Source organism: Micromonospora cynarisoli, from assembly GCF_030518815.1.
Classification (GTDB): Bacteria; Actinomycetota; Actinomycetes; order Mycobacteriales; family Micromonosporaceae; genus Micromonospora; species Micromonospora wenchangensis.
Genome location: NZ_CP130426.1, coordinates 588,146 through 612,682 on the forward strand (window position 1 = coordinate 588,146; position 24,537 = coordinate 612,682).

The window sequence follows — 24,537 nt, forward strand, 5'->3', positions numbered from 1 at the left end:
ATAAATGAGGAGAAGGCCGTGAAGTTCGGAATCATGAACCTGTTCCCGGTGGCCGACGGCGCATCGGACCATCAGGTGCTCCGAGAAACCCTCGAGGAGATCCAGCTGGCCGACGAGCTGGGCTTCGACTCGGTCTGGCTCGCCGAGCACCACTTCTCGAAGTACGGCATCCTCGGCAGCCCGGTGAACTTCGGCATGGCCGTCGCCGAGCGGACCCGCCGGATCACCATCGGCACGGCCGTGCTGGTCCTCCCGCTGCACCACCCGCTGCGCCTGGCCGAGGACATCGCCGCCCTCGACGTGCTCAGCGGCGGCCGGGTCTCCATCGGCGTCGGCCGCGGCTACCAGCCCGCCGAGTTCGCCGGCTTCGGCGTGCCCCTGGCGGAGTCGAAGCAGCGCTACCAGGAGACCCTGGAGATCCTGCGGCTCGCGCTGTCGCAGGAGAACTTCTCCTACCACGGCGAGATCTTCCACTACGACAACGTCACCACCTACCCCCGGCCGTTCACCCCCGGCGGGCCGCCCATCCTGCAGGGCACGGTCTCCCCGGAGAGCTTCCGGGAACGCGGCGCGGTCGGCGAGTCGATCATCACCTCGCCGAACTTCACGCCGTTGGGCATCATGCAGAAGAACTTCGACCTCTACCGGCAGAGCATGCGGGAGAACGGCTTCGACCTGTCCACCTACGACCTGCCGTTCATGCAGCAGGTCTGGTGCGGCGACGGCGACGAGGGCCTGCGCGCGGCGGCCCAGGCGGCGATGAACTACTACAAGTCCGTCGGCAAGGTCATCCCCGGCTCGGAGGACGCCATCGCCAAGGAACGCGCCTACTACGCGGCGGTCGCCAAGAACATCGAGCTGCTCACCCTGGAACAGACGCTGACCCACGGCGGGAACTTCGGCTCGGCCCAGCGCGTCATCGAGACCATCGAGATGCTGCGCGAACAGCTCGGCATCAACCACTACATCGGCTGGCTGCGGATCCCGTCGCTGGACCGTGCCGCCGCGCTGCGCTCCATGGAGGAGTTCGCCGACAAGGTCATCCCGCACTTCCGGGCCCAGGACCGCGCCGCCGAGCGGGTGCCCACCGCCGAGGCGGTCCTCGGGTGAAGATCAGCTGCTTCCTCAGTGCCCAGTTCGCTCCGTCGGCGTCCGCCGCCGAGGGCATCGACGGCGTACTGGCCCAGGCGGCTGCCGCCGAGGCGGCCGGCTTCCACGCCGTCTACCTCGGCCACCACTACCTGGCCCGGTCGGCGTTCGTCCAACCCGTCCCGCTGGCCGGCTACCTCGCCCACGCCACCTCCCGGGTCCGCATCGGGTTCGGCGTGCTGCTCGCCCCGCTGCTGAACCCGGTCGCCCTCGCCGAGGACCTGGCCTCGCTCGACGTGCTCTGCGGCGGCCGGCTGACCGTCGGCATCGGCGCCGGCTACCGCAAGCGCGAGACCACCGCCTTCGGCGTCGCCTGGGAGGACCGGCTGCGCCGGCTGCGGGAGTACGTGCCGATCCTGCGCGCCCTGTGGAACGGCGAGACGATCGACGTCGCCGGCAGCTGGGGCGAGGTCCCCGGCGCGTCCCTGGCGCTACGCCCGGCCCAGCCCGGCGGCCCGCCGCTGTGGATCGGCGCGTTCGCCGAGCCGGCCGTCCGCCGCGCCGCCCGGCTGGACGCCCCCTGGCTGATCGGCCCCAAGGGCGACGACGCCGAGCTGGCCCGGCTGCTCGGGATCTACCGGGCCGACCTGGGGGAGCGCGGCTTCTCCCTGGACCGGGAGTACCCGATGAGCCGCGAGGCGTACCTCGGCGACAGCTACCCGGCGGCGGTCGCGGCCGTCCGGCCGCACCTGCAACGCCAGTACGCCGGCTACCGGTCCTGGGACGACGCGCAGTCCCTCGACCTCGACCGGTACCTGGCCGAGGACTGCCTGGTCGGCTCGGCCGACGAGATCGTGGCCAAGCTGCGCCGCTGGGAGACCCAACTGGGCATCACCGAGGTCTCGCTGCGCCACCAGTTCGTCGGCGCGAGCCAGGACGAGGCGATGGAACAGCTCGCCCGCTTCGGCGCGGAGGTCATCCCCAGGGTCGCCGCGACCGCGCCCGGGGTGACCCGGTGAGCGCCGGCAACCTGGTGGGCGTCCTGGAGGGCCGGTGCGCCGACCGGGGCGACCTGCCCGGCCTGTACGGCGAGGACGGCCGCTGGTGGACCTTCGACCAGATCGACCTGCTCGCCGGGGGCGTCGCCGCCGCGCTGCGCGCCGAGGGCGTCGGCCCCGGCGACCGGGTCGCCTGCTACCTGACCAACGGACCCGAGATCGTCTTCCTGCTCTTCGGCGCCTGGAAGATCGGCGCGGTGCCGGTCACCGTCAGCAGCCTCTACAACGCCGCCGAGCTGGCCGAGTCGGTGGCGAAGACCGCGCCCCGGCTGCTGCTGGTCGACGACCGGCGGCCCGACGTGGTCGCCACGTTCCTCGCCGCCGACGGCGACGCCGCCCGGGTCCCGGTCCGCTCGGTCGCGACGCCGTTGACCGGTGTGCCCGAACTGCCGTGGCGGCAGGAGACCCGGGTCACCGGCGTCGACGTCGGCCCGCAGGCCGAGGCGTGCATCCTGTTCACCGGCGGCACCACCGGACGACCCAAGGCGGTGAGCGTCACCCACGGCGGGACGCGGGAGTCGCTGATGCGGCTCGCCCGGGTCACCACCGGCACCGAGGCCGAGGGCAGCGCCACCCGCGACGCCCGCCCCAACCTGATCGCGCTGCCGCTGTTCCACAGCGGCGGCCAGCACGCGCTGCTGTTCGCCTACTTCGTGGGGCGCCCGGCGGTGGTCTGGGAACGCTTCGGCGTCGACAGGCTCGCCGACCTGATGCCCCGGTTCGGGTTCGACAACCTGTTCCTGCTGCCCACCATGGTCTTCGACATCGTGCACGCCGAACGGGACCTGCCGTTCGACGGGGTCAGGTCGGTGCTGGTCGCCGGGCAGGCGATCTCCTGGCCGGTGCGGCGCGCCTTCGAGGAGCGCTACCGGGTGCCCATCCTGGTCAACTACGGCTCGACCGAGGCCGGGCACATCGCCGGCTGGACCGGCCGGGACATGAAGGCCGGCCGCTGGAAGCCCGGCTCGGCCGGCCGGGTCTACCCGGGCGTCGAGCTGGAGATCCGCGACGACGCCGGGGCCGCGCTGCCGACCGGCGCGGAGGGCGAGGTGGTGGTCCGCTCCGCGCTGACCCGGGGGTACGTCGACGACGCCGCCGCCTCGGCCGAGCTGGTCCGCGACGGCTGGGTGCACACCGGCGACATGGGCTACGTCGACCCCGACGGGGTGCTCTTCCTGGTCGGCCGCAAGCGGGACATGATCAAGTGCGGCGGTTTCCAGGTCTGGCCCGAGGAGATCGAGGACGAACTGCGCGGGCATCCGCTCGTGCGCGACGTCCGGGTGCTCGGCCGGCCGGACGACCGGCTGGGCGAGATCCCGGTGGCGCTGGTGGTCCGGGCGGCCGACGACACGGTCGACGACACCGACCTCGCCGCGCGCCTCGTCGCGTACGCCCGGGAGCGGCTGGCCCACTTCAAGGCCCCCCGGCGGATCGAGTTCGTGCCCGCACTGGAACGCAGTGCCACCGGCAAGATCAGCCGCGCAGCGGCCTCCCTGCCGGAGGCGGGCAAGATCAGCCGTGCAGCGGCCCCGTCGCAGGGAGGCGAGAGCCGATGAGGTTCGGCATCATGGCGTCGCACCAGTACCCGCCCGGCGACGACCTCCGCAGGCACCTCGACGACCTGTTCGGCACCGTCGAACTCGCCGCCGAACTGGGCTACGACTCGGTGTGGACGATCAACCACTTCCAGTCCAACCTGGCCACCCCGCAGCCGATCTCGATGCTGGCGAGCCTCATCCCGCGCTCCGGGGACATGCTGCTCGGCACCGGCATCCTGCTGCTGCCGATGTTCCACCCGGTGCACGTCGCCGAGGAGTTCGCCACCCTGGACCACCTCTCCGGCGGGCGGGTGATCCTCGGCGTCGGGGCGGGCTACCGGGAGAACGAGTTCGCCGCCTTCGGGGTCGACCCGGAGACCCGGTTCCGCCGCTTCGACGAGAGCCTGCGGCTGATCCGGGCGCTGTGGAGCGGCACGCCGGTCACCCACGACGGCGAGTTCTACCCGCAGGTCGACGCCACCATCGGCATCCCGCCGCTGACCCCGGGCGGCCCACCGATCTGGATCGGCGCCGGCGGTAAGAAGGCCGTCCGCCGGGCCGCCCGGCTCGGCGACGCCTGGTACGCGCCGGGCAACTCCCCGAGCCGCCGCTTCCTGCCCGAGCACCTGGCCGTCTACAACGAGGCGCTTGCCGAGTACGGGCGGGACCCGGCGACGGTGCAGCGGCCCGTCGGCGTGGAGCTGTACTGCGCGCCGAGCACCGAACAGGCCGTCGCGGAGGCGTTGCCGCACGCCCGGGTCGAGTACTCGACGTACGCCGAGTACCCGGCGCTGCGCTGGCAGCGGGACCGGTTCGACGAACTGGTCCGCAACACGCTGCTGCTGGGCTCGCCCGACTTCCTCGTCGAGCGGATCTCCGCCCTGCGGGACCTGGGGTTCGACCATCTCATCTTCCGGCCCGGGTGGCTGGGCATGCCCACCGAGAAGCTGCGCGCCTCGCTGCGGCTGTTCGCCACCGAAGTGATCCCCGCCTTCCGTACCACCACCTGACCTAAGGAATCCGCCGTGAAGAAGACCGAAGCCGAACTGCTGGAAAACCAGTGGGACGTCGAGAACATGGAGGTCGACCCCGAGGTCCTGGCGAAGTACGTCCGCTACCACGTGGACGAGGAACGGGCCGTCGCCACCATCACCTTCGACCGTCCCGAGCGGCTCAACGCCATCCCGGTGGCCGCCTTCGAACGGGTCGGTGACCTGGTCCGGGAGGCGGAGACCGACGACCGGGTCAAGGTCATCGTGTTCACGGGGAAGGGGGAGCACTTCGGCACCGGGGCCGACGCCGCCGAACTCGGGCACTACATCGGCTACCGGACCGGCACCGACAAGGCGTCCCGGCGTCGCCCGGCGCAGCGGCAGCGCATCCTGCCCGACCGTAACGTGCTCAGCTCCGGCTTCACCCGGCCGATCATCGAGTCGCTCAAGGCGACCATCTGCCAGGTGCAGGGCTACTGCTACGGCGGGCACTTCCAGATCGCGCTGTCGGCCGACATCGTCATCGCCTCCCCGGACGCCCGGTTCACCCACCCGGCGTTCCGCTACCTGGGGCCCGCGCCGCAGGACATGTACCACTGGATCGAGAAGGTCGGCCTGACCACGATGAAGGACGTCATGCTCACCATGCGGGCGATCGGCGCCGAGGAGGGCGAACGCAAGGGCCTGGTCACCAAGGTCGTCCCGCGCGAGGAACTCCAGCGGTGGGTCGACGACTACGCCGACGCGATCGCGGTGATGCCGCTGGACTCGCTGATGATGGGCAAGTCGATGATGCAGGTGGTGATGGAGGCGCGGGGCAAGGGCCTCGGGGCGATGACCGGCTGGGTCGGGCACGGTTGGGCCACCAACGTCAGCTTCGCCGACGGTGACTGGAACTTCCTCAAGGAACGCCGGGAGAAGGGCATCGCGCAGGCGCTGGCCGACCGGGACCGGCTGGTCGCGCCCTACTTCCGGCTCAGCGACAGCCGGTCGCGGGAAGAGTAGGCGACGGCGTGAGGTTCGGCATCCTGCTCGACCACCAGTACGCCCCGGGCGACGACCTGGGCCGCCGGGTCGGTGAGACAGTCGAGTACGTCCAGCACATCCGCGACCTGGGCTACGACTCGGTCTTCGGCATCCACCACTACCTGTCGTCGCTGAGCACCCCGCAGCCGCTGCCGCTGCTGAGCCGGCTCGTCGACCACTCCGGGACGATGCAGCTCGGTACCGGCATCCTCATCCTGCCGCTGGGCCACCCGGTGCACTGGGCCGAGGAGATCGCCACCATCGACCAGATGTCCGGCGGCCGGTTCGTCCTCGGCATCGGCTCGGGCTACCGGGACGTCGAGTTCGCCGCGTTCGGCATCGAACGGCGTACCCGGGTGTCCCGGATGAACGAGGCACTGGCGGTGATGCAGCAGCTGTGGACCGGGGAGCCGGTGCACCACCAGGGCAGGCACTTCAGCCTGGACGGGGTGCGGTGCAGCGTCCTGCCGGTGCAGCGTCCGCATCCGCCGGTCTGGGTGGGTGCCAACGGGCCGACCGGGATCGCCCGGATCGCCCGGCAGGGGCTGCCCTGGCTGGCCCCGTCCAACGTGCGCCGCAACTGGGCCGTGGGCAACCTGGCCGACTACCGGGAGCAGCGGCGGGCCGCCGGTTTCGACGAGCGGGACGCGGTCTTCCCGATCCACCGGGACCTGTGCGTGGCCGACTCCGCCGAGGCCGCGTTCGCCGTCGCCGGTGAACAGGTGAAACGCTCCTACGGCGAGTACGTCCAGTACGGCATGGACTTCTTCGAGTCGCAGTGGGACGCGATCAAGGAGAAGGCGCTGTTCTTCGGCTCGCCCGACGACATCGCCGCCAAGATCCAGGATTTCGCCGACGCCGGCTACAACCACTTCGTGTTCCGGGCCCAGTGGCTCGGCCTGCCGATCGAACGGTCCATCGAGATCGTCGAGCGGTTCGCCCGCGAGGTGATGCCGAGGTTCCGCTCATGAGGATCGGCCACGTGATCGTCCCCGCCGACGATCTGGACGCCCAACTCGCCTTCTACACCTCCCTCGGGTTGACCGTGAAGTTCCGCGACGGCGACCGCTACGCCGCCGTCACCGACGGCGCGGTGACCATCGGCCTGGCCGACGCCGGCCAGCAACCCGTCGCCGGCCGCACCGTGCTCAGCATCCAGGTCGACGACCTCGACGCCTGCCTCGCCCACCTGGCCGCCGCAGGCGCCACCGTCTCCACCCCGGTCACCGGCCCCCACGAACGCCGCGCCCTGGTCACCGACCCCACCGGCAACCCCCTGACCCTCTACCAACCCCACCCCTGACCCCCCACCTACCCACCCGCCCCACCCCGCCCCCGTGATCAAGAGAAAAGCGTCAGGGGTGATCTTCACGATGACGCAAACCTCTTGATCACCTGACGCACATCTCTTGGTCACCCGAGTGCGGGGCGGGGCGCGGGACGGGAGGGGACTGCATGGGGCGGGCCGTGGGGACGAGAAGGAGATCGATGTGAGTGTGAGTGACGAACTGCGTGGCCTGACCGTCGGTGTGCTCGGCGGGACGGGGCCGCAGGGGCGGGGGTTGGCCCGGCGGTTCGGGGCGGCCGGGCTGGACGTCGTACTCGGGTCGCGGGATGCCGAGCGGGCCGCCCGGACGGCCGCCGGGCTGCCCGGTCGGGTGCGGGGCGGGTCGAACGCCGACGCCGCCGCGCAGGCCGACATCGTGGTGGTCGCGGTGCCCTGGGACGGGCACGCCGAGCTGCTCACCACGCTCGCCCCGGCCCTGGCCGGGAAGATCGTCGTGGACTGCGTGAACCCGCTGGGCTTCGACAAGCAGGGCGCCTACGCCCTGCCCGTCGCGGAGGGCTCCGCCGCCCAGCAGGCCGCCGCGATCCTCACCGGGTCGCGGGTCGTCGCCGCGTTCCACCACGTCTCGGCCGTACACCTGGAGGACCCGGACCTCGACCGGGTCGACACCGACGTGCTGGTGCTCGGCGACGACCGCGGGGCCACCGACCTGGTCCGGGAACTCGCCGCCGCCATCCCCGGCGTACGGGGCGTCTACGGCGGCCGGCTGCGCAACGCCCACCAGGTCGAGGCGTTCACCGCCAACCTGATCTCGGTCAACCGGCGCTACCGGGCCCACGCGGGCCTGCGCGTCACCGACGTCTGAGGCGCAGGACGTCTGATCCCGCCCCGGCAGAAGGAGCATCCGGCATGGAGCTGTCCCGTACCACCGCCATCGTCACCGGCGCCGCGTCCGGGCTGGGTGCGGCGACCGCCGCCGCGCTGGCCGCCGCGGGTGCCACCGTGTACGGCTTCGATCTCGGGCCGGCGGTCGCGGCGGCCGGCGACGTCCCGGCCGGGGTGCGGCTCGTCGACGTCGACGTGTGCGAACCGGAGTCGGTGCGGGCGGCGGTCGACCGGGCGGCCGACGGCGACGCGCCCCTGCGGACGGTGGTGAACTGTGCCGGGATCGCCCCGTCGCAGCGCATCCTCGGTCGGCGCGGCGCGCACGACCTCGACCTGTACGCCCGGGTCGTGCGGGTCAACCTGGTCGGCACGTTCACCGTGCTGACCCTGGCCGCCGAACGGATCGCGCAGACCACCCCGGACGGGCACGGCCAACGGGGCGTGATCGTCAACACCGCCTCGGTGGCCGCCTTCGAGGGGCAGATCGGCCAGGCGGCGTACGCGTCGTCCAAGGGTGGCGTCGTCGGCCTCACCCTGCCCGCCGCCCGCGACCTCGCCGCGTACGGCATCCGGGTGATGACGATCGCGCCCGGCATCATGCTGACGCCGATGATGCAGACCGTGTCGGCGGAGTACCGGGCCGGGCTCGCCGCCGGGGTGCCGTTCCCGGCCCGCCTCGGCGACGCCGGCGAGTACGCCGCCCTGGTGCTCGCCATCGTGGGCAACGACTACCTCAACGGCGAGGTGATCCGCCTCGACGGTGCCCTGCGGATGGCACCCCGCTGAACAACCGGCCCGGGCCTCGTCGGCCGACGCCTGGCGACCGCACCGTGGCCCCGGCCCGGAGGGCCTTCCGTCGTGGTCAGCGGCCGGCCGTGGCGAGTTGCCGCTGCAACTGGTCGATGCGTTCGATGAGGGTGAGCATCATCGAACGCAGGGCGGCGCTGTCGGCGTCCCGGCCGAGGTGCATCCGACCGAAGGTGAACCCGTGGAACAGGGCGGACAGGACGGCCGGGGTGATCGCCTCGGTGACGCCCACCCCGCGCAGCACCTGACCCGCGCCGCCCGGGTCCTCGATCAGCCCGAGCAGCAGGTGGCTGCCGGTGGTGACGGCCGATCCGTGGGCGTGGGCCTGGGTGGCGGCGACGGCGAGGGCCGTACGGGTCCCGGTCGCCATGGTGGGCGTGTTCCCGCCGGTCGGCGCGTGGTCGGGTCCAGCCGTGGTGGTCCTGGTGTCGGTCGCGTCGCGGATGGCGGCCTGGATCGCCGGGACCGGGAAGCCCAGTAGCTCGACGGTGTTCAGGACCAGGCTCTCCCCCTCGTCGAGGAACGCCTGCAGGACGTCGATGGTCCGTACGGTGGCCGACCCGTGGGCTGCGGCGACGTCGTAGGACTGGCGCAGGATCGCCGCGACGTGGTGGTTGGGCGGGGGCGTCAGGTCGACCGGTTCGGGGAGTACGAGTTCGGCGGGCGCATCGTACCCGGCGTTGCCGCTGCCGTCAAGTGTCTGGGTCAACGCGACCTGGCAGATCCGGGAGATCGGCAGTCGTGCCTGCCGTACCCGGTCGGCGAGGGCGTCCGGCAGATAGACGTTGATCTTCGGCACGTGCTGATCCTGTCATGGGGGGTCGACGGCGGTGCGGTGGGTGGGGCGCAGATCACTGGGGGCGGCATCTTGATTGCCTACAAATCCTAGGGGCATACTGGGGTTATGTCGACGCTGCTGACCGCCTGCCGGGTGGTCGACCACGGCCGTACCGGCAGCGCGCTCTGTTGTAGCCGCTGACCCGGCCGCCACCCCTGGCCGGATGAACGAGCCGCCACGTCGCCGTCGACCCCGGCTCCTCCCGCGTCACCTTCCCCACGCCACCGCGTGTGGTCCGCGCGCTCCCGACCGGACGTCAGGAGCGTGACCTCCTTCTTCCTCCGTGCGGGCACGCGCTCCGGCGTTCCCACGGCCGCCTCGACGAACAGGGTCGCCCTGCCATGACCGATTCCCCTCCATCCGCCCTCCCGACCGTTCACCGGACGTTCGACGCCGCCGAACTGGCCGCCGCGAAAACCGGCCTGACCACCGGAATCAACCGGATCTTCGCCGCCTCGGCGATGTCCGCCAGCGGCCACGGCAACATCAGCGTCCGGCTGCCCGGACACGACGACCTCCTCGCGGTCAACGCCGGTGAACTGCTGCGCCCCTGGCCGGCCGACGACCTGCGGGTCGGGCTGCCGGGCCTGCGGTCCGTCAGCGACGAGGTCGTCGTCGTCGACCTCGACGGCGAGGTCCGCCACGGCACGCCGAGCCCGTCGGTGGCCGCGATCCTCGCGATGCACGTCGGCGTCTACCGGACCCGGCCGGACGTCAACGCGGTCATCCACACCCACTCCCCGTACGCCACCAGCTACGCGTTGGCCTCGGTCAGCCTGCCCGCCCGGTACGAGGCGCTGCTGGTCCACGGCCAGGCCGTGGACGTGCCGGTCGTGCCGTGGGCACCGCGCGGCACGGCCGAGGCCGTCCGCTCCATCGCCGAGACCTACCGGGCCCACCCGCAGACGTACGGGGTGCTGCTCGGCAACCACGGCCTGCTCGTCGCCGGAGACTCGGCCACCCACGCCGCGAGCCTGGTGGTGGCGATCGAGGAGGCGGCCGTGTCCAGCCTCGGCGCGCTCGCCCTGGGCGGGCCGACCCCCTTCCCCGACCACGTCCGGGACCTGGACCTGCGCCTGCGCTTCTGACCCTGCCGCACTCCTAAGCGGAGAACCGCGTCCCGACCTCCCCACCCCGCTGCACCTGCCGAAAGTGAGTCCGACCGTGTCACCGATTCCGTTGCTCTCCACCGGTTCCCGACGCCGCTCCCGGCGTGGCCCGGCCGGCCTGCTGGCCGCCGCGCTGCTCGTCGTCAGCCTCGTCGCCTGCGGCGAGGAGGAGGCGGCGTCCGGGGCCGACGCCGACGGCCTGACCACCGTCACCCTGGCCTCGGCCCCGCTGGCCCACCTCGCCCCGATCTACCTCGCCCAGGACAGGGGCACCTTCGCCAAGCACGGCCTGCGCGTCGAGGTGGACACCGAGACCTCCGACCTGACGTCGGTGCCGTCCGTGCTCGCCGGCAAGGTCAACTTCGCCACCGGTGACCTCACCACGCTGATCGTGGCCCGGTCCAAGGGGCTTGACGTCAAGGCGTTGCTGCCGGCCTCCGCCTCGACCGGCAGGCCGGGGGCCGACTACGGCGCCCTGGTCGTGGCCGGCAAGTCCGGCATCACTAGCCCGAAGCAGCTTGAGGGCAAGACCGTCGCGGTCAACATCCTCACCAACATCGCCGCGGCGGCGGCCCGCGAGTCGATTCGGGCCGACGGCGGCGACCCGGCGAAGGTGAAGCTCGTCGAGATCCCGTTCCCGCAGGTGCCGGCCGCCCTCAGCGAGGGGCGCGTCGACGGCGCGTGGGTGGTCGAACCGTTCCTGTCGGCGGCCAAGGCCCAGGGCGCGGTCCCCATCGGCTGGGGCTTCACCGACCTGGCCGAGGACCTCACGGTGTCGGCCTGGTACGCCTCCGGCGCGTACACCCGGGAGCAGTCGAAGGTCACCACGGCGTTCCGGGACGCGGTCCGGGAGGCGTACGCCTACGCCCGCGAGCACGAGGACGAGGTCCGGGCGAAGATCCCGACGTTCACCCAGATCACCCCCGAGGTCGCCAACCGGATCACCATCACCGGATGGCGGGACCAGGTCAGCCGCCAGGCGGCCGAGAAGCTCGTCGGGTACGCGCAACGCGACGGCCTGATCACCGACGCGCCGAACCTCGACGAGCTGATCCTGCCGTGACCACCCCCGGCCACGGCGATCCGCCGGCCCGCCGGCCGGTCGGCGACAGGTGGGGTCACCGACAGTTGCTGGGCGCGGTGGGGCTGGCCGGGGCGGCGGTGACGTACGAGGTGCTGAGCCGGGCGTTCTTCTCACCGTTGCACGTGCCGCCGCTGACCGCCGTCGTCCCGGAGGCCGTCGAGCTGCTCACCGGGGCGAGGTTCTGGACGGCGACCGGGCGTACCCTGCTGGCCGCCGTCCAGGGCCTGCTGATCGCGGTGGTCGCGGGCATCCTGGTCGGGTTCGCGGTCGGCTCGGTGCCGTGGCTGCTCAGGGTGACCTCCTCCACCCTGGACTTCCTCCGCCCGGTGCCGTCGATCGTGCTGATCCCGGTGCTGATCCTGGTGCTCGACGTCGGGCAGATCACCGTGCTGCTGGTCGCCGTCTCCTGCTTCTGGGTCGTGCTGTTCCAGGTGCTGTACGGCCTGCGGGAGGTCGACCAGGTGGCCGTGGACACGGCCCGCAGCTTCCGGCTGGGCCGGCTGCGGCGGGTCGTCCACGTCACCTGGCCGACGGTGCTGCCGTACCTCGGCACGGCGCTGCGGCTGATCGTGTCGGTGGCGCTGGCGTTGGCGCTCACCGGCGGGCTGGTGATGGGCGCCGCCGGCCTCGGTGAGCTGATCTGGAGCAGCCAGGAGTCCGGCGAGTCCACCGGCATGTACGCGCTGGTGCTGCTCACCGGCGGGATCGGGGTGCTGCTCGACCTGCTCGCCCGGCTGGCCGAGCGGCGGCTGCTGCACTGGCACGTCGCCACCCGGCGGGAGTGGGCCCGGTGAGCGCCGAGGGTCGACGGTTCCCGGGCGGCCCCGGTCGGGCCGTCAGCGCCGTGGGCCGGGCGCTCGGCCTGCCCGTCGTCCTGCTGGTGCTCTGGTGGGTGGCCAGCGCGGACAGCACGAACATCTTCCTGCCGCCGCTGCGCGTCATCGTCGCGGCGTTCCGTGAGGTGTGGCTCTCCGAGGTCTTCCTCCGGGACGTCGTACCGAGCCTGTGGCGGCTCGCCGTCGGCTACGGCGCGGCGCTGCTGCTCGGCGTCGCCGCCGGGTACGTGATCGGACGGTGGACGGTCGTGCGCGACCTGACCAGCCCGCTGCTGGCGTACTTCCGGGTGCTGCCGTCACCGGTGCTGATCCCGGTGCTGCTGGTTGCGGTCGGGATCGGCGACGGCACCAAACTGATAGTCATCGCGTTGGGCGCGCTCTGGCCCATCCTGCTCAACACCGCCGACGGGGTCCGGGCCGTGGACGACGTCGGGCGGGAGACCGCCGCCGTGTTCGGCCTGCCGAGGTGGACCCGGCACCGGCTGCTCCTGCACGCGGCCCTGCCGCAGGTCTTCGCCGGCGCCCGCCAGGCGCTCGGCATCTCGATCATCGTGATGGTGGTCAGCGAGATGCTGATGAGCACCGACGGGCTGGGCTTCACCGTGATCCGGTTCCAGCGCAGCTTCGCGATCCCGGAGATGTGGAGTGGCGTGCTGCTGCTCGGCGCGCTCGGGTTCGCCCTGGCGAAGCTGCTCGAACTGGTCGAGCGCCGGGCCCTGCGCTGGCATCGCGGCGTCACCGGACGAGAGGGAGCATCATGACCACACCAGTCAGCGACACCCTGCTGAGCATCGTCGACCTCGGCAGGTCGTACCGTTCCCGGGAACGCAACGTCGACGCGCTGACCGGGATCACCCTGTCGATCCGCGACGGCGAGTTCGTCGCGGTCGTCGGACCGTCCGGTTGCGGCAAGACCACCCTGCTGAAGATCGTCGCCGGGCTGCTGCCCGCCTCGACCGGCGCCGTCCACCTGGGCGGGCGACGGGTCACCGAGCCGCCGGCCGACCTCGCCGTGGTCTTCCAGGAGTACGGCCGCAGCCTGTTCGCCTGGAAGACCGTCAGGCAGAACGTCGAGCTGCCACTGCGGCACCGCGGCTACACCCGTGCCGAGCGTCGGGGGCTCGTCGCGGAGGCCCTCGACGCGGTGGGGTTGGCCCGAGCCGCCGACGCGTACCCGTGGCAGCTCTCCGGCGGCATGCAGCAGCGGGTCGCGATCGCCCGGGCGATCGCCTACCGGCCCCGGCTGCTGCTCATGGACGAGCCCTTCTCGGCGGTCGACGCCCAGACCCGGGGCGACCTCGAGGACCTGCTGGCCGGGCTGTGGCGGCGGTACGGGATGACCGTCCTGTTCGTCACCCACGACATCGACGAGGCGGTCTACCTCGGCCAGCGGGTCGTCGTCCTCGGCGCGGCCCCGGCCGGACTGCGGGCGGACATCCCGATCGACCTGCCGGCCGAACGCGACCAGCTCGGCACCCGTTCGCTGCCCCGGTTCGGCGAACTGCGCGCCCGGGTCCATGCCCAGGTGCGCGGCGTGCCGCAGCACCCCGACAAGCAACCATCCGACCGACTGGAGAACGTGGCACCGTGAGCACACCCGCAGCCGACCAGCATGGGCACACCGACGCGTCGACGGAACCCCGGTGGGTCGACACCGGCGGGGGAGCGGGCCCGCTGTGGTCGTTCCACGTCGGCGAGGTCGAGGTCTTTCCGATCCGGGAGGTCGACTACTTCCCCGTACCGACGGACTTCTTTCCGCAGGTGGAGTCCGAGCCCTGGACCGAGGGGGCCTTCTACACCCGGGAGCCGTTCACCCACGAGGGGCGGCTGCGGCTCAACCAGGAGGCCCACCTGCTCCGGACCCCGGACCGGCTCATCCTGGTCGACGCCGGTGGCGGCAACGGCAAACCGCGTCGGGGCGGCGTGTTCGACCGGGCGGACCGGCCGTTCCTGGAACAGTTCGCCAGGGCCGGGGTCAGCCTGGCCGACATCGACACGGTGGTCTTCACCCACCTGCACGTCGACCACGTCGGCTTCGCGACCAGCGCGGACGGGGCCGGCGGCTGGGTGCCGACCTTCCCCAACGCCCGCTACCTGGTGGTCCGGGAGGAGTTCGAGTGGTGGACCAGCCCCGAGGGCGCGGCCGCGCTGGAGCGGACCGGGGACTACCTTGCCGACAGCATCCTGCCGCTGCGCGACGCCGGGGTGCTCGACCTGGTCGCGGCCGACCACGTGCTCACCCCGGAGATCCACCTCGTCCCGGCGTTCGGTCACACCCCCGGCAACGTCTACCTGGTCGTCGAGTCGGCCGGCCAGCGGGCGCTGTTCGCCGGGGACATGCTGCACCACGGCGTCCAGTTGGAGCGTCCGGAGTGGAGCATCCGATACTGCGTCGTGCCGGACGAATCGGCCGACCAGCGACGTCGACTGCTGGAGCGGGCCGCGGACACCGGCGACCTGCTGGTGCCGGCCCACTTCCCGTTCCCGGCCGCAGGCCACGTGCACCGGGCCGAGCGCGGCTTCACCTACACCTTCATCGAGGTCTGATGGGCGCGGAGTGTGCCGGGCCGCTGTACGTCGCCGACTTCCACACCCACCACGCCTCGCCGCGGCACCCGGCGCTGCCGCCGCACCACAGCGCCGGGGAACTGGCCGAGCGCTGGCCGGCGCTGGCGAGGCGGATCGCCGACCTGGACGACCTGCTGGCCGAGTCCGACCGTCACGGCGTCGACCTGCGGGTGCTCAGCGCCCCACCGGCACTGGTGACACCACACGGCGAACGCACCCGCCCGGCGGAGCTGCGGCGACTCAACGACAGCCTCGCCGCGACGGTGTCGGCGGTCCCGGACCGGCTCAGCGGGCTGGCCACCATCGACGCGTTCGGCGGTGACGCGGCGGCCGAGGAGGCGGTCCGGGCGGTCCGGGAGCTGGGGTTGTCGGGGCTGGTCGTCGACTGCGCCACCGAGGGACAGCTGCTCGGCTCGGCAGCCGCCCGGCCCACCCTGACGGTGGCGGCCGAGCTGGGGGTGCCGGTCTTCGCGCACCCGGTCAGCCCGCAGCTGTTGACGACGGCCTTCGCCGGTCTGGGCCGGTTCGGCACCTCGCTGGCGCGGGGCACGATCAACGCGGCGGCGCTGCTGTCGCTGCTGCACGACGGCGTCCTGACCGAGCTGCCGGGGTTGCACGTGGTCTTTCCGATGCTGGGCGTGGCCGGCCTGACGTTGGCCGCCGCGCACGACGAAGGGGAGTTGCTGACTGCCCGTACCTCGGATGTCGCCCGTGCGCACGTCTACCTGGACACCATGGGATACGCGCCGGCCGCGATCAGGTGCGCCGTCGACCTGCTCGGCGCGGACCACGTCCTGGTCGGTGGCGACTGGCCGATCGGGTCGCGCACCACCACCCGGGACCGGGTCGGGACGGCGTTGGCGGCGGCCGGGCTGGACGAGGCACAGACCCGACTGGTCGCCGGGGTGAACACGCTGCGTCTGCTGGGTCGGCCGGTCGCCACCCCGCCCGGCTGACCCGGCCGCGGCGGGGTGGGCGAGGCCGAGCGTGGCGGCGGGGATGGCCGCGGCGGCGCGCGATCGTCGGTTCATCGGTGCTCCGTCCGGTCAGCGGCGGGCCGGCAGCCGACCCAGCTTGTCCGGGTTGACCACCAGCAGCAGCCGTTCGACGCCCCGTACCGAGGTGTCCAGCGTGATCAGGGTGACCGGCCGGTCGGCGGCGACCAGCACCCCCGGGCCGCCGTTGACCTCGACCAGGTCGACAGTCGTCGCCCGCCAGTACTTGCGCCGCACGTTGTCCAGGAAGTTCGTCACCCGGGCCGGCCCGCACACGTCCCGGCGGGCCGCGTACACCCGCCCACCGCCGTCGGAGCGGGCCACCACGTCGGCGGTGAGCAGCCGCTCCAGGGTGGCCAGGTCGCCGTCGCGGGCCGCGTCGAGGAACGCCTGCGTCAACCGCCGGCGGTGCTGCGGCGCGGCGGGCGCGGGGCCCTCCACGGCGAGGTGCCGCCGGGCCCGGCTGGCCAACTGCCGCGCGTTCGGCTCCGACGTGCCGAGCACCCCGGCGATCTCCCGGTACGGGTAGTCGAACGCCTCCCGCAGCACGTACGCGGCCCGCTCGGCGGGGGTCAGCCGCTCCAGCAGCAGCAGGACCGCGACGTCCAGCGCCGCCGCCCGTTCCGCGCCGAGGGTCGGGTCGGCGCCCGTGTCGACCGGTTCGGGCAGCCACGGCCCCACGTACGTCTCCCGGGTGGCGCGGGCGGAGGTGGCCGCGTTCACCGCCAGCCGGGTGGTCGTGGTGGTGAGGAAGGCCGCCGGGTTGCGTACCCCGCTGCGGTCGGCGCCCTGCCAGCGCAGCCACGCCTCCTGCACCACGTCCTCGGCCTCGACGACGCTGCCCAGCATCCGGTAGGCCAGCCCGAACAGCCGCGGCCGAACGTCGAGGAACGCGGTCAGGTCGGCCGGCGCGACGGCCGCCGGCGCGTCGGCGGTGGCCCCGGACCCGGTCGTCATACGCCTACCGTAGGGGGTGCGTCGCGGGGAACCGGCGGCACCCGCCGGCTCCCCGCGCCGGGTCAGCGTCCGCGCCACTGCGCCAGCCGCACCCCGCCGGTACGGGCGTCGCCGAGCGGGACCAGCGCCTGTTCGGCCAGCAGCGCCCCGAAGTAACGCCCCCGGGGGTCGCTGACCACCGGCCGGGGGTCACCGGCGGCGGTCAGCGTCGCACGGCCCAACTCGTCCAGGCGGAACCGTTCGGGCCCGGCCAGCTCCACGATCCCGTCGACCGGCGCGCCGAGGGCGATCTCGGCCAGCACCGTCACCACGTCGTCGGCGGCGACCGGCTGGATCAGCGCCGGCGGCAGCCGCACCTCGTCGCCCACCACGGACGACTCGACGATGGCCGGCACGAACTCGAAGAACTGGGTGGCGCGCAGCACCGTCCACGGGACGTCCGCCGCGGCGACCAGCGCCTCCTGGGCCACCTTGGCCCGCATGTACCCGCTGTCCGGAATGCGGTCGGCGCCGACGATCGACAGCGCCACGTGGTGCCGTACGCCGGCCTTCGCCTCCGCGTCGAGCAGGGTACGGGTGGCCGTCTCGAAGAACGCCAGCACGGCGTCCGCCTCGAACGACGGGGAGTTCGACACGTCCACCACGACGTCGGCGCCGTCGAGCGCCTCGGCCACCCCCGCGCCGGTGAGCGCGTCGACCCCGGTGCGTGGCGAGGCGGCCACCGCGTCGTGGCCCTGCCGCCCGAGCAGGGTGACCAGCCTGCTGCCGATGAGTCCGCTGCCCCCGATGACGACGATCTTCATGGTCGTTCCACTCCCTGTCCGTCCCTGGCGGTCGTACCGCCCTGCACCCAGACGACCGACGGGACCCGCGATCCGTGACAGGCGTCGTCCCGGGCCGCCGCCGGCCGGGCCGGGAGCGGGCGGCGGTGCGCGGTGGGGCGGCCGTGCCACGGTCCACCGGCGGCTGCGGCAGCGGGTAGCGTTCCCGCGGTGGGTGCGCCGGCACCCGGGTGAGGAGACACCATGGCGGGCACGACGACGGTGGAGGTTCCGACCAGCGACGGCGCGGCGGACGCGTACCTGGCCCGGCCGGACGGGGACGGGCCGTTCCCGGCGGTGCTGTTCTTCATGGACGCCTTCGGGCTGCGTCCCCGGCTCGCCGAGATGGCCGAGCGGATCGCCGCGCAGGGCTACCTGGTGCTGGTGCCGAACCTGTTCCACCGCGCCGGCCCGATGCCGCGCGTCGACCTCGCCGACCTGGCCGACCCGCAGCGGCGCGGGGAGCTGTTCGGCCGGATCGTGCCGCTGATCGCCGCGCTCACCCCGGAAGTGGTGGCCCGGGACGCCGGGTCCTACCTGGACTTCCTCGCCGCCCGCGACGACGTCGCCGACGGACCGGTGGCGATCGTGGGCTACTGCATGGGTGGCACCAACGCGTTGCGCGCGATCGAGGCACATCCGGACCGGATCGCGGCGCTGGCCAGCTTCCACGCCGGCCGGATCGTCACCGACGAGCCGGACAGCCCGCACCGCGGCGTCGGGGCGGTCACCGGTGAGCTGTACTTCGCCCACGCCGACCGGGACGATTCGATGACTGCCGACCAGATCGCGGCGTTGGAGGCGGCGCTCGACGCGGCCGGGGTCGCCTACCGCTCCGAGGTGTACGCCGGCGCCCCGCACGGCTTCACGATGGCCGACACCGCCATGTACGACGAGGGTGCCGCCGAGCGGCACTGGACGGCCCTGTTCGACCTGTTGGAGCGGACCCTGCGCTGAGCGGGACGCGGCGGTCGGATGACGGTCCCCACGCGAGCACATGACAGTCGCGTGACATTTGGCCCGCAGCGTCCCGCCGTGGTTTCCCCGCCCGCCCACCCGGGGCAGAGTCCAGATCGACAGCGACTCGTGGAGGGACGACACACGTGGAAGTACAGGGCTTCTTCACCGCCATCATCATCGGTCTGATCATCGGTGCCCTGGGTCGCCTCGTGGTGCCCGGGAAGCAGAAGATCTCCATCCTGCTCACCCTGGCCATCGGCGTGGTGGCCGCGATCCTCGGCACCCTGCTCGCCGGCGTGCTCGGTGTCGACGACACCCCAGGCATCGACTGGATCGAGCTGTTCATCCAGGTGGCCTTCGCGGCCATCGGCGTCGCCCTCCTCGCCGGCACGTACGGCCGACGCCGGCACTGACCCGCACCCCCTCGCGTCGGCCCGCCCTCTCCCCGGGGCGGGCCGACGCGGCCGTTGCGGGACGCCGGTCACCGGGGGCGGCGCAGGTTACGCATCTTCTCCATGCCCTGCCGGACCCGGACCGCACGCAGGAGGTTGCTGGTCTCCTTGCGGAAGTGGCTGCACTGCTTGCCGAACTCGCCCACCGACTCGTCCTTGCTCGACTGGAGGAGCCGTTCGGCGTACTCCAGCCAGCTGCGGCCCTCCCACGGGCACGGCTCGGTGATCGGATCGGCCGAGAAGGTCAGCTCGGCGGCCAGCAGGATCGCCCGGGCCATCAGGAAGTTGGTGATCGGGGTGACCCGGCCACCCAGGTGGACCTGCTGGAACACCCGGCACCCGTCGAAGAAGTGGAACGCCCGCACCGCCTGGGCGGGGTCCCGGCGCAGCTCCGCCATCCGCAGGTAGACCGCACCGAGGCCGCGCAGGAGCTGCACCTCGGTGAAGTTCTCCCGGAGGAAGTCGGCGATCGTCGAGTGGGACTCGTCGGTCACCTCCCGGTCGGCTGGCGGACGCACCCGGGGCGAGCTGCCGAAGAGCCGGTTGAGCTGGTCGGCGAACGCGCTGTCCGCGGTGATCCGCCACACCCCCGGGTCGGCCAGGCTGGTGACCACGGAGTCGCCGCTCCACCGCCGGTTGAGCATCGCCGCGACACCCTCGGTGTAGCCGCCGTCACTCATGATCTCGGTGGCGACCTTCTCGACGTCGCTCCAGGCGATCTCCCGGTTCAACTCCAGGTCGACCCGGGTCCGCAGGATCACCGACTGCTCCAGCAGCGGACCCTCCCGCTCCTCGGCGGCGAGCAACTCGCCCGCCTCCAGCAGCAGCGGACGCGGGTCGGGGTCGTTGCGCGGCCAGGCGAACTGGGCGTACCCGACGACGGCCTCGACCATGGCCAGCCCGTGCCGCAACCGTCCCCGACCGTCCGACGCGGTCCCGATCAGCCGCCGGTACGTCTCGATCGCCTGCCGGTACTCCCAGATGTAGCGGTGGAACTCCGCCCTGACCTCCAGCACACCCGGATGGTCCGGCCAGCGCTGCTCGGCGGCCCGGATCAGCTCCCAGACCGTGCTGTTGTCGACGTCGTTACGACGGTTCACCCCTTGCTCGTCCCGGTACGTCTCCAGCACCCCCAGCCAGCGCCGGTACTGCCGCTCCAGCCCCACCTCCAGCTGGAGCAGCTCGATCGAGTGGCTGAACCGGCGCAGGTGCCCGTCGAGCTTGTCCCGGCGCACCCGGTAGAGCCGACGGATGTTGACCAGCCGCTCCGGCGGCGGCACGCTGCTGCTCTCCCGCCCCTCGGGGGTGGACGCGGCCAGCAGGTTGCCCTCGCTGCTCCACCGGGCCCGGTGGCACCACAGGTCGAGCACCGCGTGGTGCCAGGTGGTGTGCTCCTGTTCGGCCAGCCAGTTCTGCACCTCCCTGATCCGGCGCAGCAGTTTCTGGTCCCGTGGCCGGCTCCGGGGCGCGTCGCCGCTTCGCGGGGGCGCGTCGACCTCGGCCCGCCAGCCGCCCAGCTCCCGCTGGATGCGCAGCTCACGCAGCAGCGACTGGGCGCCCGGACGGTCCTCGTGCGCCCGTTTCGCGCACTCCAGCGCGACCTCGGCCTCGGTCGTCGCCTCGGCGAACTGGTTGTTGCGGCGCAGGCAGTGCGCGACGAACAGGTGCACCTCCGCCTCGATCCCCGGGAACAGCGGGAACTCGCCGTCGGTCAGCACCAGGGCCATCGTCCGTCGGGCGGCGTCCAGTTGGCTGACCACGTCCGGGTCGCCCCGGTGGACGGCGTGCAGCAGCCGCCACACGTACATCCGGGTGTCGCCCGGCCACCGGGCCGGCGAACCCCACGCCGCCGTCAGTTCCTCGACCACCCGCCGGCCCGTCGCCGCCTGGTCGGCGAAGGTCGGCTGCTCGGCGACGAGCAGCGTCGCCACCCCGCACAGCCGCATGCTCCACAGGCCCCGGTCGCTGTCCGACCCGGACAGGGCCAACCCCTCGCTGACCGCCGCCGTCGCCTCGGCCAGCGTCGCCACCCGTTCCGCCAGGGTGCGCTGCCCCCGGGCGCGACCGCACAGCAGCCGGTGGCGCATCTGCAGGAAGGCGAACCGGTCCCGCAGGGTGACCGGTTCGGGCATCAGGTCGAACAGCTCGAACGCGGTGCCGAGCGCCTCCCGCGCGGCGGGGACCCGTCCCGAGGTGAGCTGGAGGTCGACGGTGTTCAGCAGCCAGGAGATGGCCACCGTGGTCAGCTCCGGTCGGCTGCCGCCGGCCACCCGGGCGCAGCCGGCCAGCACCGGGGCGGCCCGCTCCCGTGCCGGCAGCAGACTCGTCCCCGCGCGCAGCCGGCGGCCACCGATGAACAGCGCGGTGTCGATCGACTTCAGCAGCCGGTGCGACAGCGCGTCCCGGTCGGCCTGCCCGATCGCCTCCGCCACGGCGTCGGCGGCGGCCACGAACGCCTCGCGCACCTGCTGGCTCTGCCCGGTGGCCCGCATCGCCTGGTTGAGCCGGGCGGCACCGGCGACCACCGGGTAGTCGGTGGCCCGGACCGGCCGGTCGGCGGGGACGTCGACGACAGGTGGCCCGGCCTCGCCCGGCGTCGTGACCGGGTCGGCGTCCGACGGCGTGGTCGTGGCCTCCAGCCGCACCGGGCTGAACGCCGCGTCGCCGGAGAACGCGGCGGCGAGCTTGGTCAGCGTCTCCCGCAGCCGGGGATATCCGGCGACCACCGCCTCGTCGAGGCAGCCGATCGCCCGGTCGACGCCCAGCAGGACGTGCCGGTCGGAGTTGGCGGGGTGCCGTTGCCGCTGCCGCAGCATCGCCATGACCAGGGCGAACATCGCCTCGGCCACCGGCTCGTCGAGCTGGTCGGGGGTGAGTTCGGCACCGTCGACGAGCGCCCGCCCGTAGACGTTGCCGCCACCGCTGCCACGCAGGGTGGCGGTCAACGCGTTGCTCAGCGCGTGCCGGGTCGACCGGCCCAGGTCGTGCCAGAGGGTGCCGTCGTGTTCCTGCTGGGTGAGGATGCGCGCCTCGACCAGATGGTGGGTGGCCTGTGGGGTGAGCCCGCAGCCCATCGATTCGAGCAGCTCGGTGGAGAGCCACAACCCGTCGGTGATCGCCCAGGCGGTCAGCACGGCCAGCGCGCCGGGTCGGCCCCGCTCCCCGTCGCCGCCCGTCCACAGCGCGAAGCAGTCCACGTCCCGCAGTCCGGCGCCGACCGTGGCGGCCGAGCGGCGCAGCAGCGCGTCGATGAGGTGTTCGACGCCCGGCTGCTCGATCCGCTTGTTCAGCACGTCGTTGGCGAGTTCGTCGACCCCGTTGTGCAGTACCCCGGGCAGCCGGACCAGCTTGTCGTCCAGCTCCGTCCAGAGCCGACCCTCGGCGAGGCCGGTGATGGTCAGGCCGCCGCCGTACAGCGGGTCGGAGAGCACCTGGTCGACCAGCGCGGTGGCCTCGCCCTCGCTGAGTTCCCGCAGCTGGATCACCGGCAGGTAGCGCAGCCGGTTGTCGCCGCTGACGTGGACCTCCGCCCGGGTGGCGATGATGACCAGTGCCCGGTCGAACACCGACAGCTCCAGCAGCCGCTCCAGCTGCGCCCGGACCGCCTCCGGCCGGGTGCCCAACCGGGAACCCTCGACGAACAGGATCAGCCGCCGCCGGTGCAGCTGCCGCTGCAACTCCTCGACCAGGGTGGTCCGGACCGCCTCGGCGTAGTCCATGCCGTAGTCGGTGACGTCGTCGATGGTGACGTCGAGTTCCCGGGCGAGCACCCCGAGCACCGGCTCGGGCGCGCTGCTGTTGGGAATGTCCAGCCGCAGCAGCGCCACCTCGTCGAGCTGCCCGGCCTCCTCGGCGAAGCGGGCCAGCACCTCGTCGACGAAGTACCGCTTGCCGGCGTGCCGGGGCCCGACGACCGGCAGCACCGCCCCCTGCGGCAGACGCAGGCTGGCCCCGCCCCGGGCCAGCTCCGGGACCCGGCCGGCGAACGGCACCTGCCGGGCCGGCCAGGCGCTCTCGAAGCCGGACCGTTCACCCTGGTCGGCGGGGGAGCCGGCCGGCCGGCGGGGGAACGGCACCGGACGCCGCTGTGGCGGACGCCACGCCGGATTACGCACCCAGCCCCGGTCGAACTCGACAGGGCTGCGGGCCGGCGCGGGATAGCCTTCGCCGGCCAGCAGTTCCCCGGCCTCCCGCAGCACCTCCGTCGGGCTCAGCCACTCGGGCGCGTCGGCCCGGCCGCGCGTGAAGACCTCCAGCAGGGCCCGGGTGAACGGGGTGTGCAGCTCGTCCGGGCCGGCGTCGAGCGCCGGCCCGCTGCGCACGGCCGCCAGCAACTGCCAGCCGCTGAGCTCCTCGTCCACCCGGAACTGCTCCGCCGGCAGGGCCGCGCTGGCGTTGCCCGCGTGACAGCAGTCGAGGATCAGCAGCCGGTGCCGCGCGCCGGCGCCCTGTGCGGCGGCCACGAAACCCTCCACCGGGAACTCGGTGCCGGGGTTGTCGGTGGCCTCCCGGGGCAGCAGGCGCATCGACCGGCCCACCCGGACGGCGTGGCCGGCGTAGTAGACCACCAGCATGCCGTCCTCGCCGACGAGTTGGGCCGCGTCCTCGACGTAGCCGGCCAGGTCGTCGGCCGTGGGGTCGGGCACCACGGCGATCCGTCGCCTCGGCAGCCCCCAGACGGCGGGGTCGGCGAACGCCGTGGCCAGCGCCTCGATGTTGTCCCTGGCGGCGGGAACGGTCAGGGGCAGGTGGTCGTAGCGGCTGACCCCCAGCAGGACGGCACGGGACTTCGTCGGATCGAACCGTGGTTGGTACGCAGCGGTCACCGCAGGCCCTGTTGGAGCACCGCGATCACGTCCTCGGCCGAGCCGCTGGCCTCGATCTTCACCTCCCGGGTGCCGTCCGGGCTGTCGGTGAGGGTGACCGTGACGGTGGTGTCGCCACCCCGCCGGGCGCTGCGCCGGGCCTGGAACCAGTCGTACACCGCCTGGATCACCACGGGCAGCAGCACGTCCTGGCCGACGAACTCCAGCACCTCGGCGGCCCCGAGGGTGCCCGGCTCGGGTGCCCGGTGGACCAGCCGGACCCGGGCGTCGCGCAGCTCCGGATCGGCCACCAACTCGTCGCGAAGCTCGTGCACCGGCGACTCGTCGGAGTCCGAGACCGAGAAGATCAGACGCATGCCGCCATCATGGCCCATGCCGTCACGCGATGTCAGCCGCCGGACGCTGTCC

General features: G+C 72.9%; 23 protein-coding genes. 18 read left to right on the forward strand and 5 right to left on the reverse strand.

From position 1 onward, the window contains the following. Positions 1-18 precede the first annotated feature (18 nt). The 9 genes from Q2K16_RS02205 (at position 19) to Q2K16_RS02245 (ending at position 8,662) form a co-directional block, all read left to right on the forward strand. On the forward strand, positions 19-1,110 hold the full coding sequence (locus Q2K16_RS02205) for an LLM class flavin-dependent oxidoreductase (RefSeq protein ID WP_302743277.1): 1,092 nt from the start codon (positions 19-21) through the stop codon (positions 1,108-1,110). Then, entirely contained in the window at positions 1,107-2,108 is a 1,002-nt protein-coding gene (locus Q2K16_RS02210; RefSeq protein ID WP_302743278.1) for an LLM class flavin-dependent oxidoreductase, read from the forward strand. Before Q2K16_RS02205 ends, Q2K16_RS02210 begins: the two co-directional genes overlap by 4 nt. Beyond that, positions 2,105-3,703: a class I adenylate-forming enzyme family protein gene (locus tag Q2K16_RS02215; RefSeq protein WP_302743279.1), complete on the forward strand. Its 1,599-nt coding sequence runs from the start codon at positions 2,105-2,107 to the stop codon at positions 3,701-3,703. The genes Q2K16_RS02210 and Q2K16_RS02215 overlap by 4 nt, the downstream gene beginning before the upstream one ends. Further along, positions 3,700-4,695 carry an LLM class flavin-dependent oxidoreductase gene (locus Q2K16_RS02220; protein WP_302743280.1) on the forward strand — a complete coding sequence of 332 codons (996 nt, stop codon included), beginning with the start codon at positions 3,700-3,702 and terminating at the stop codon, positions 4,693-4,695. Before Q2K16_RS02215 ends, Q2K16_RS02220 begins: the two co-directional genes overlap by 4 nt. 15 nt (positions 4,696-4,710) lie before the next feature. Next, positions 4,711-5,682 (forward strand): enoyl-CoA hydratase/isomerase family protein, encoded by a 972-nt coding sequence (locus Q2K16_RS02225; protein WP_302743281.1) that lies wholly within the window; start codon positions 4,711-4,713, stop codon positions 5,680-5,682. Between the two features lie 8 nt (positions 5,683-5,690). Continuing rightward, positions 5,691-6,674 carry an LLM class flavin-dependent oxidoreductase gene (locus tag Q2K16_RS02230; protein ID WP_302743282.1) on the forward strand — a complete coding sequence of 328 codons (984 nt, stop codon included), beginning with the start codon at positions 5,691-5,693 and terminating at the stop codon, positions 6,672-6,674. Then, the gene (locus Q2K16_RS02235) at positions 6,671-7,006 is read left to right on the forward strand and encodes a VOC family protein (RefSeq protein WP_302743283.1); all 336 of its coding nucleotides are present in this window, start codon (positions 6,671-6,673) and stop codon (positions 7,004-7,006) included. Before Q2K16_RS02230 ends, Q2K16_RS02235 begins: the two co-directional genes overlap by 4 nt. Before the next feature lie 181 nt (positions 7,007-7,187). Then, on the forward strand, positions 7,188-7,856 hold the full coding sequence (gene npdG, locus Q2K16_RS02240; RefSeq protein ID WP_489671892.1) for an NADPH-dependent F420 reductase: 669 nt from the start codon (positions 7,188-7,190) through the stop codon (positions 7,854-7,856). A 44-nt stretch (positions 7,857-7,900) separates the two neighbouring features. Next, on the forward strand, positions 7,901-8,662 hold the full coding sequence (locus Q2K16_RS02245) for an SDR family NAD(P)-dependent oxidoreductase (RefSeq protein WP_302743285.1): 762 nt from the start codon (positions 7,901-7,903) through the stop codon (positions 8,660-8,662). A gap of 76 nt (positions 8,663-8,738) precedes the next feature. On the opposite strand, the gene Q2K16_RS02250 is transcribed toward Q2K16_RS02245, so the two are convergent. Continuing rightward, on the reverse strand, positions 8,739-9,482 hold the full coding sequence (locus Q2K16_RS02250; RefSeq protein ID WP_302743286.1) for a Clp protease N-terminal domain-containing protein: 744 nt from the start codon (positions 9,480-9,482) through the stop codon (positions 8,739-8,741). Between the two features lie 380 nt (positions 9,483-9,862). Between Q2K16_RS02250 and Q2K16_RS02255 the strand changes: the two genes are divergently transcribed. The 7 genes from Q2K16_RS02255 (at position 9,863) to Q2K16_RS02285 (ending at position 16,074) form a co-directional block, all read left to right on the forward strand. Then, positions 9,863-10,609, forward strand: coding sequence for a class II aldolase/adducin family protein (locus Q2K16_RS02255; RefSeq protein WP_302743287.1), 747 nt, complete (start codon positions 9,863-9,865; stop codon positions 10,607-10,609). Between the two features lie 76 nt (positions 10,610-10,685). After that, a complete protein-coding gene (locus tag Q2K16_RS02260; protein ID WP_302743288.1) occupies positions 10,686-11,693 on the forward strand; it encodes an ABC transporter substrate-binding protein in 1,008 nt (335 codons plus the stop codon). Continuing rightward, positions 11,690-12,508 (forward strand): ABC transporter permease, encoded by an 819-nt coding sequence (locus tag Q2K16_RS02265; protein WP_302743289.1) that lies wholly within the window; start codon positions 11,690-11,692, stop codon positions 12,506-12,508. Before Q2K16_RS02260 ends, Q2K16_RS02265 begins: the two co-directional genes overlap by 4 nt. Next, positions 12,505-13,311, forward strand: a complete 807-nt coding sequence (locus Q2K16_RS02270; protein WP_302743290.1) for an ABC transporter permease — start codon at positions 12,505-12,507, stop codon at positions 13,309-13,311. Before Q2K16_RS02265 ends, Q2K16_RS02270 begins: the two co-directional genes overlap by 4 nt. Next, positions 13,308-14,141, forward strand: a complete 834-nt coding sequence (locus tag Q2K16_RS02275; RefSeq protein ID WP_302743291.1) for an ABC transporter ATP-binding protein — start codon at positions 13,308-13,310, stop codon at positions 14,139-14,141. Before Q2K16_RS02270 ends, Q2K16_RS02275 begins: the two co-directional genes overlap by 4 nt. Next, the gene (locus tag Q2K16_RS02280; protein ID WP_302743292.1) at positions 14,138-15,097 is read left to right on the forward strand and encodes an MBL fold metallo-hydrolase; all 960 of its coding nucleotides are present in this window, start codon (positions 14,138-14,140) and stop codon (positions 15,095-15,097) included. The genes Q2K16_RS02275 and Q2K16_RS02280 overlap by 4 nt, the downstream gene beginning before the upstream one ends. Further along, positions 15,097-16,074, forward strand: coding sequence for an amidohydrolase family protein (locus Q2K16_RS02285; RefSeq protein ID WP_302743293.1), 978 nt, complete (start codon positions 15,097-15,099; stop codon positions 16,072-16,074). Before Q2K16_RS02280 ends, Q2K16_RS02285 begins: the two co-directional genes overlap by 1 nt. A 90-nt stretch (positions 16,075-16,164) precedes the next feature. Here Q2K16_RS02285 and sigJ read toward each other — a convergent pair whose 3' ends face one another. Both sigJ and Q2K16_RS02295 read right to left on the reverse strand, forming a co-directional pair. Beyond that, the gene (gene sigJ / locus Q2K16_RS02290; protein ID WP_302743294.1) at positions 16,165-17,070 is read right to left on the reverse strand and encodes an RNA polymerase sigma factor SigJ; all 906 of its coding nucleotides are present in this window, start codon (positions 17,068-17,070) and stop codon (positions 16,165-16,167) included. A 62-nt stretch (positions 17,071-17,132) separates the two neighbouring features. Continuing rightward, a complete protein-coding gene (locus Q2K16_RS02295; RefSeq protein ID WP_302743295.1) occupies positions 17,133-17,873 on the reverse strand; it encodes an SDR family oxidoreductase in 741 nt (246 codons plus the stop codon). A gap of 222 nt (positions 17,874-18,095) precedes the next feature. Here Q2K16_RS02295 and Q2K16_RS02300 point away from each other — a divergent pair, with 222 nt between their 5' ends. Then, a complete protein-coding gene (locus Q2K16_RS02300) occupies positions 18,096-18,848 on the forward strand; it encodes a dienelactone hydrolase family protein (RefSeq protein WP_302743296.1) in 753 nt (250 codons plus the stop codon). 146 nt (positions 18,849-18,994) lie between these two features. Continuing rightward, positions 18,995-19,264 (forward strand): GlsB/YeaQ/YmgE family stress response membrane protein, encoded by a 270-nt coding sequence (locus Q2K16_RS02305; RefSeq protein ID WP_302743297.1) that lies wholly within the window; start codon positions 18,995-18,997, stop codon positions 19,262-19,264. A gap of 68 nt (positions 19,265-19,332) precedes the next feature. Here the strand turns inward: Q2K16_RS02305 and Q2K16_RS02310 are convergent, their stop codons facing one another. Both Q2K16_RS02310 and Q2K16_RS02315 read right to left on the reverse strand, forming a co-directional pair. Further along, positions 19,333-24,129: a caspase family protein gene (locus Q2K16_RS02310; protein ID WP_302743298.1), complete on the reverse strand. Its 4,797-nt coding sequence runs from the start codon at positions 24,127-24,129 to the stop codon at positions 19,333-19,335. Beyond that, positions 24,126-24,485, reverse strand: a complete 360-nt coding sequence (locus Q2K16_RS02315) for an effector-associated constant component EACC1 (protein WP_302743299.1) — start codon at positions 24,483-24,485, stop codon at positions 24,126-24,128. Before Q2K16_RS02315 ends, Q2K16_RS02310 begins: the two co-directional genes overlap by 4 nt. Between the last annotated feature and the right edge of the window lie 52 nt (positions 24,486-24,537).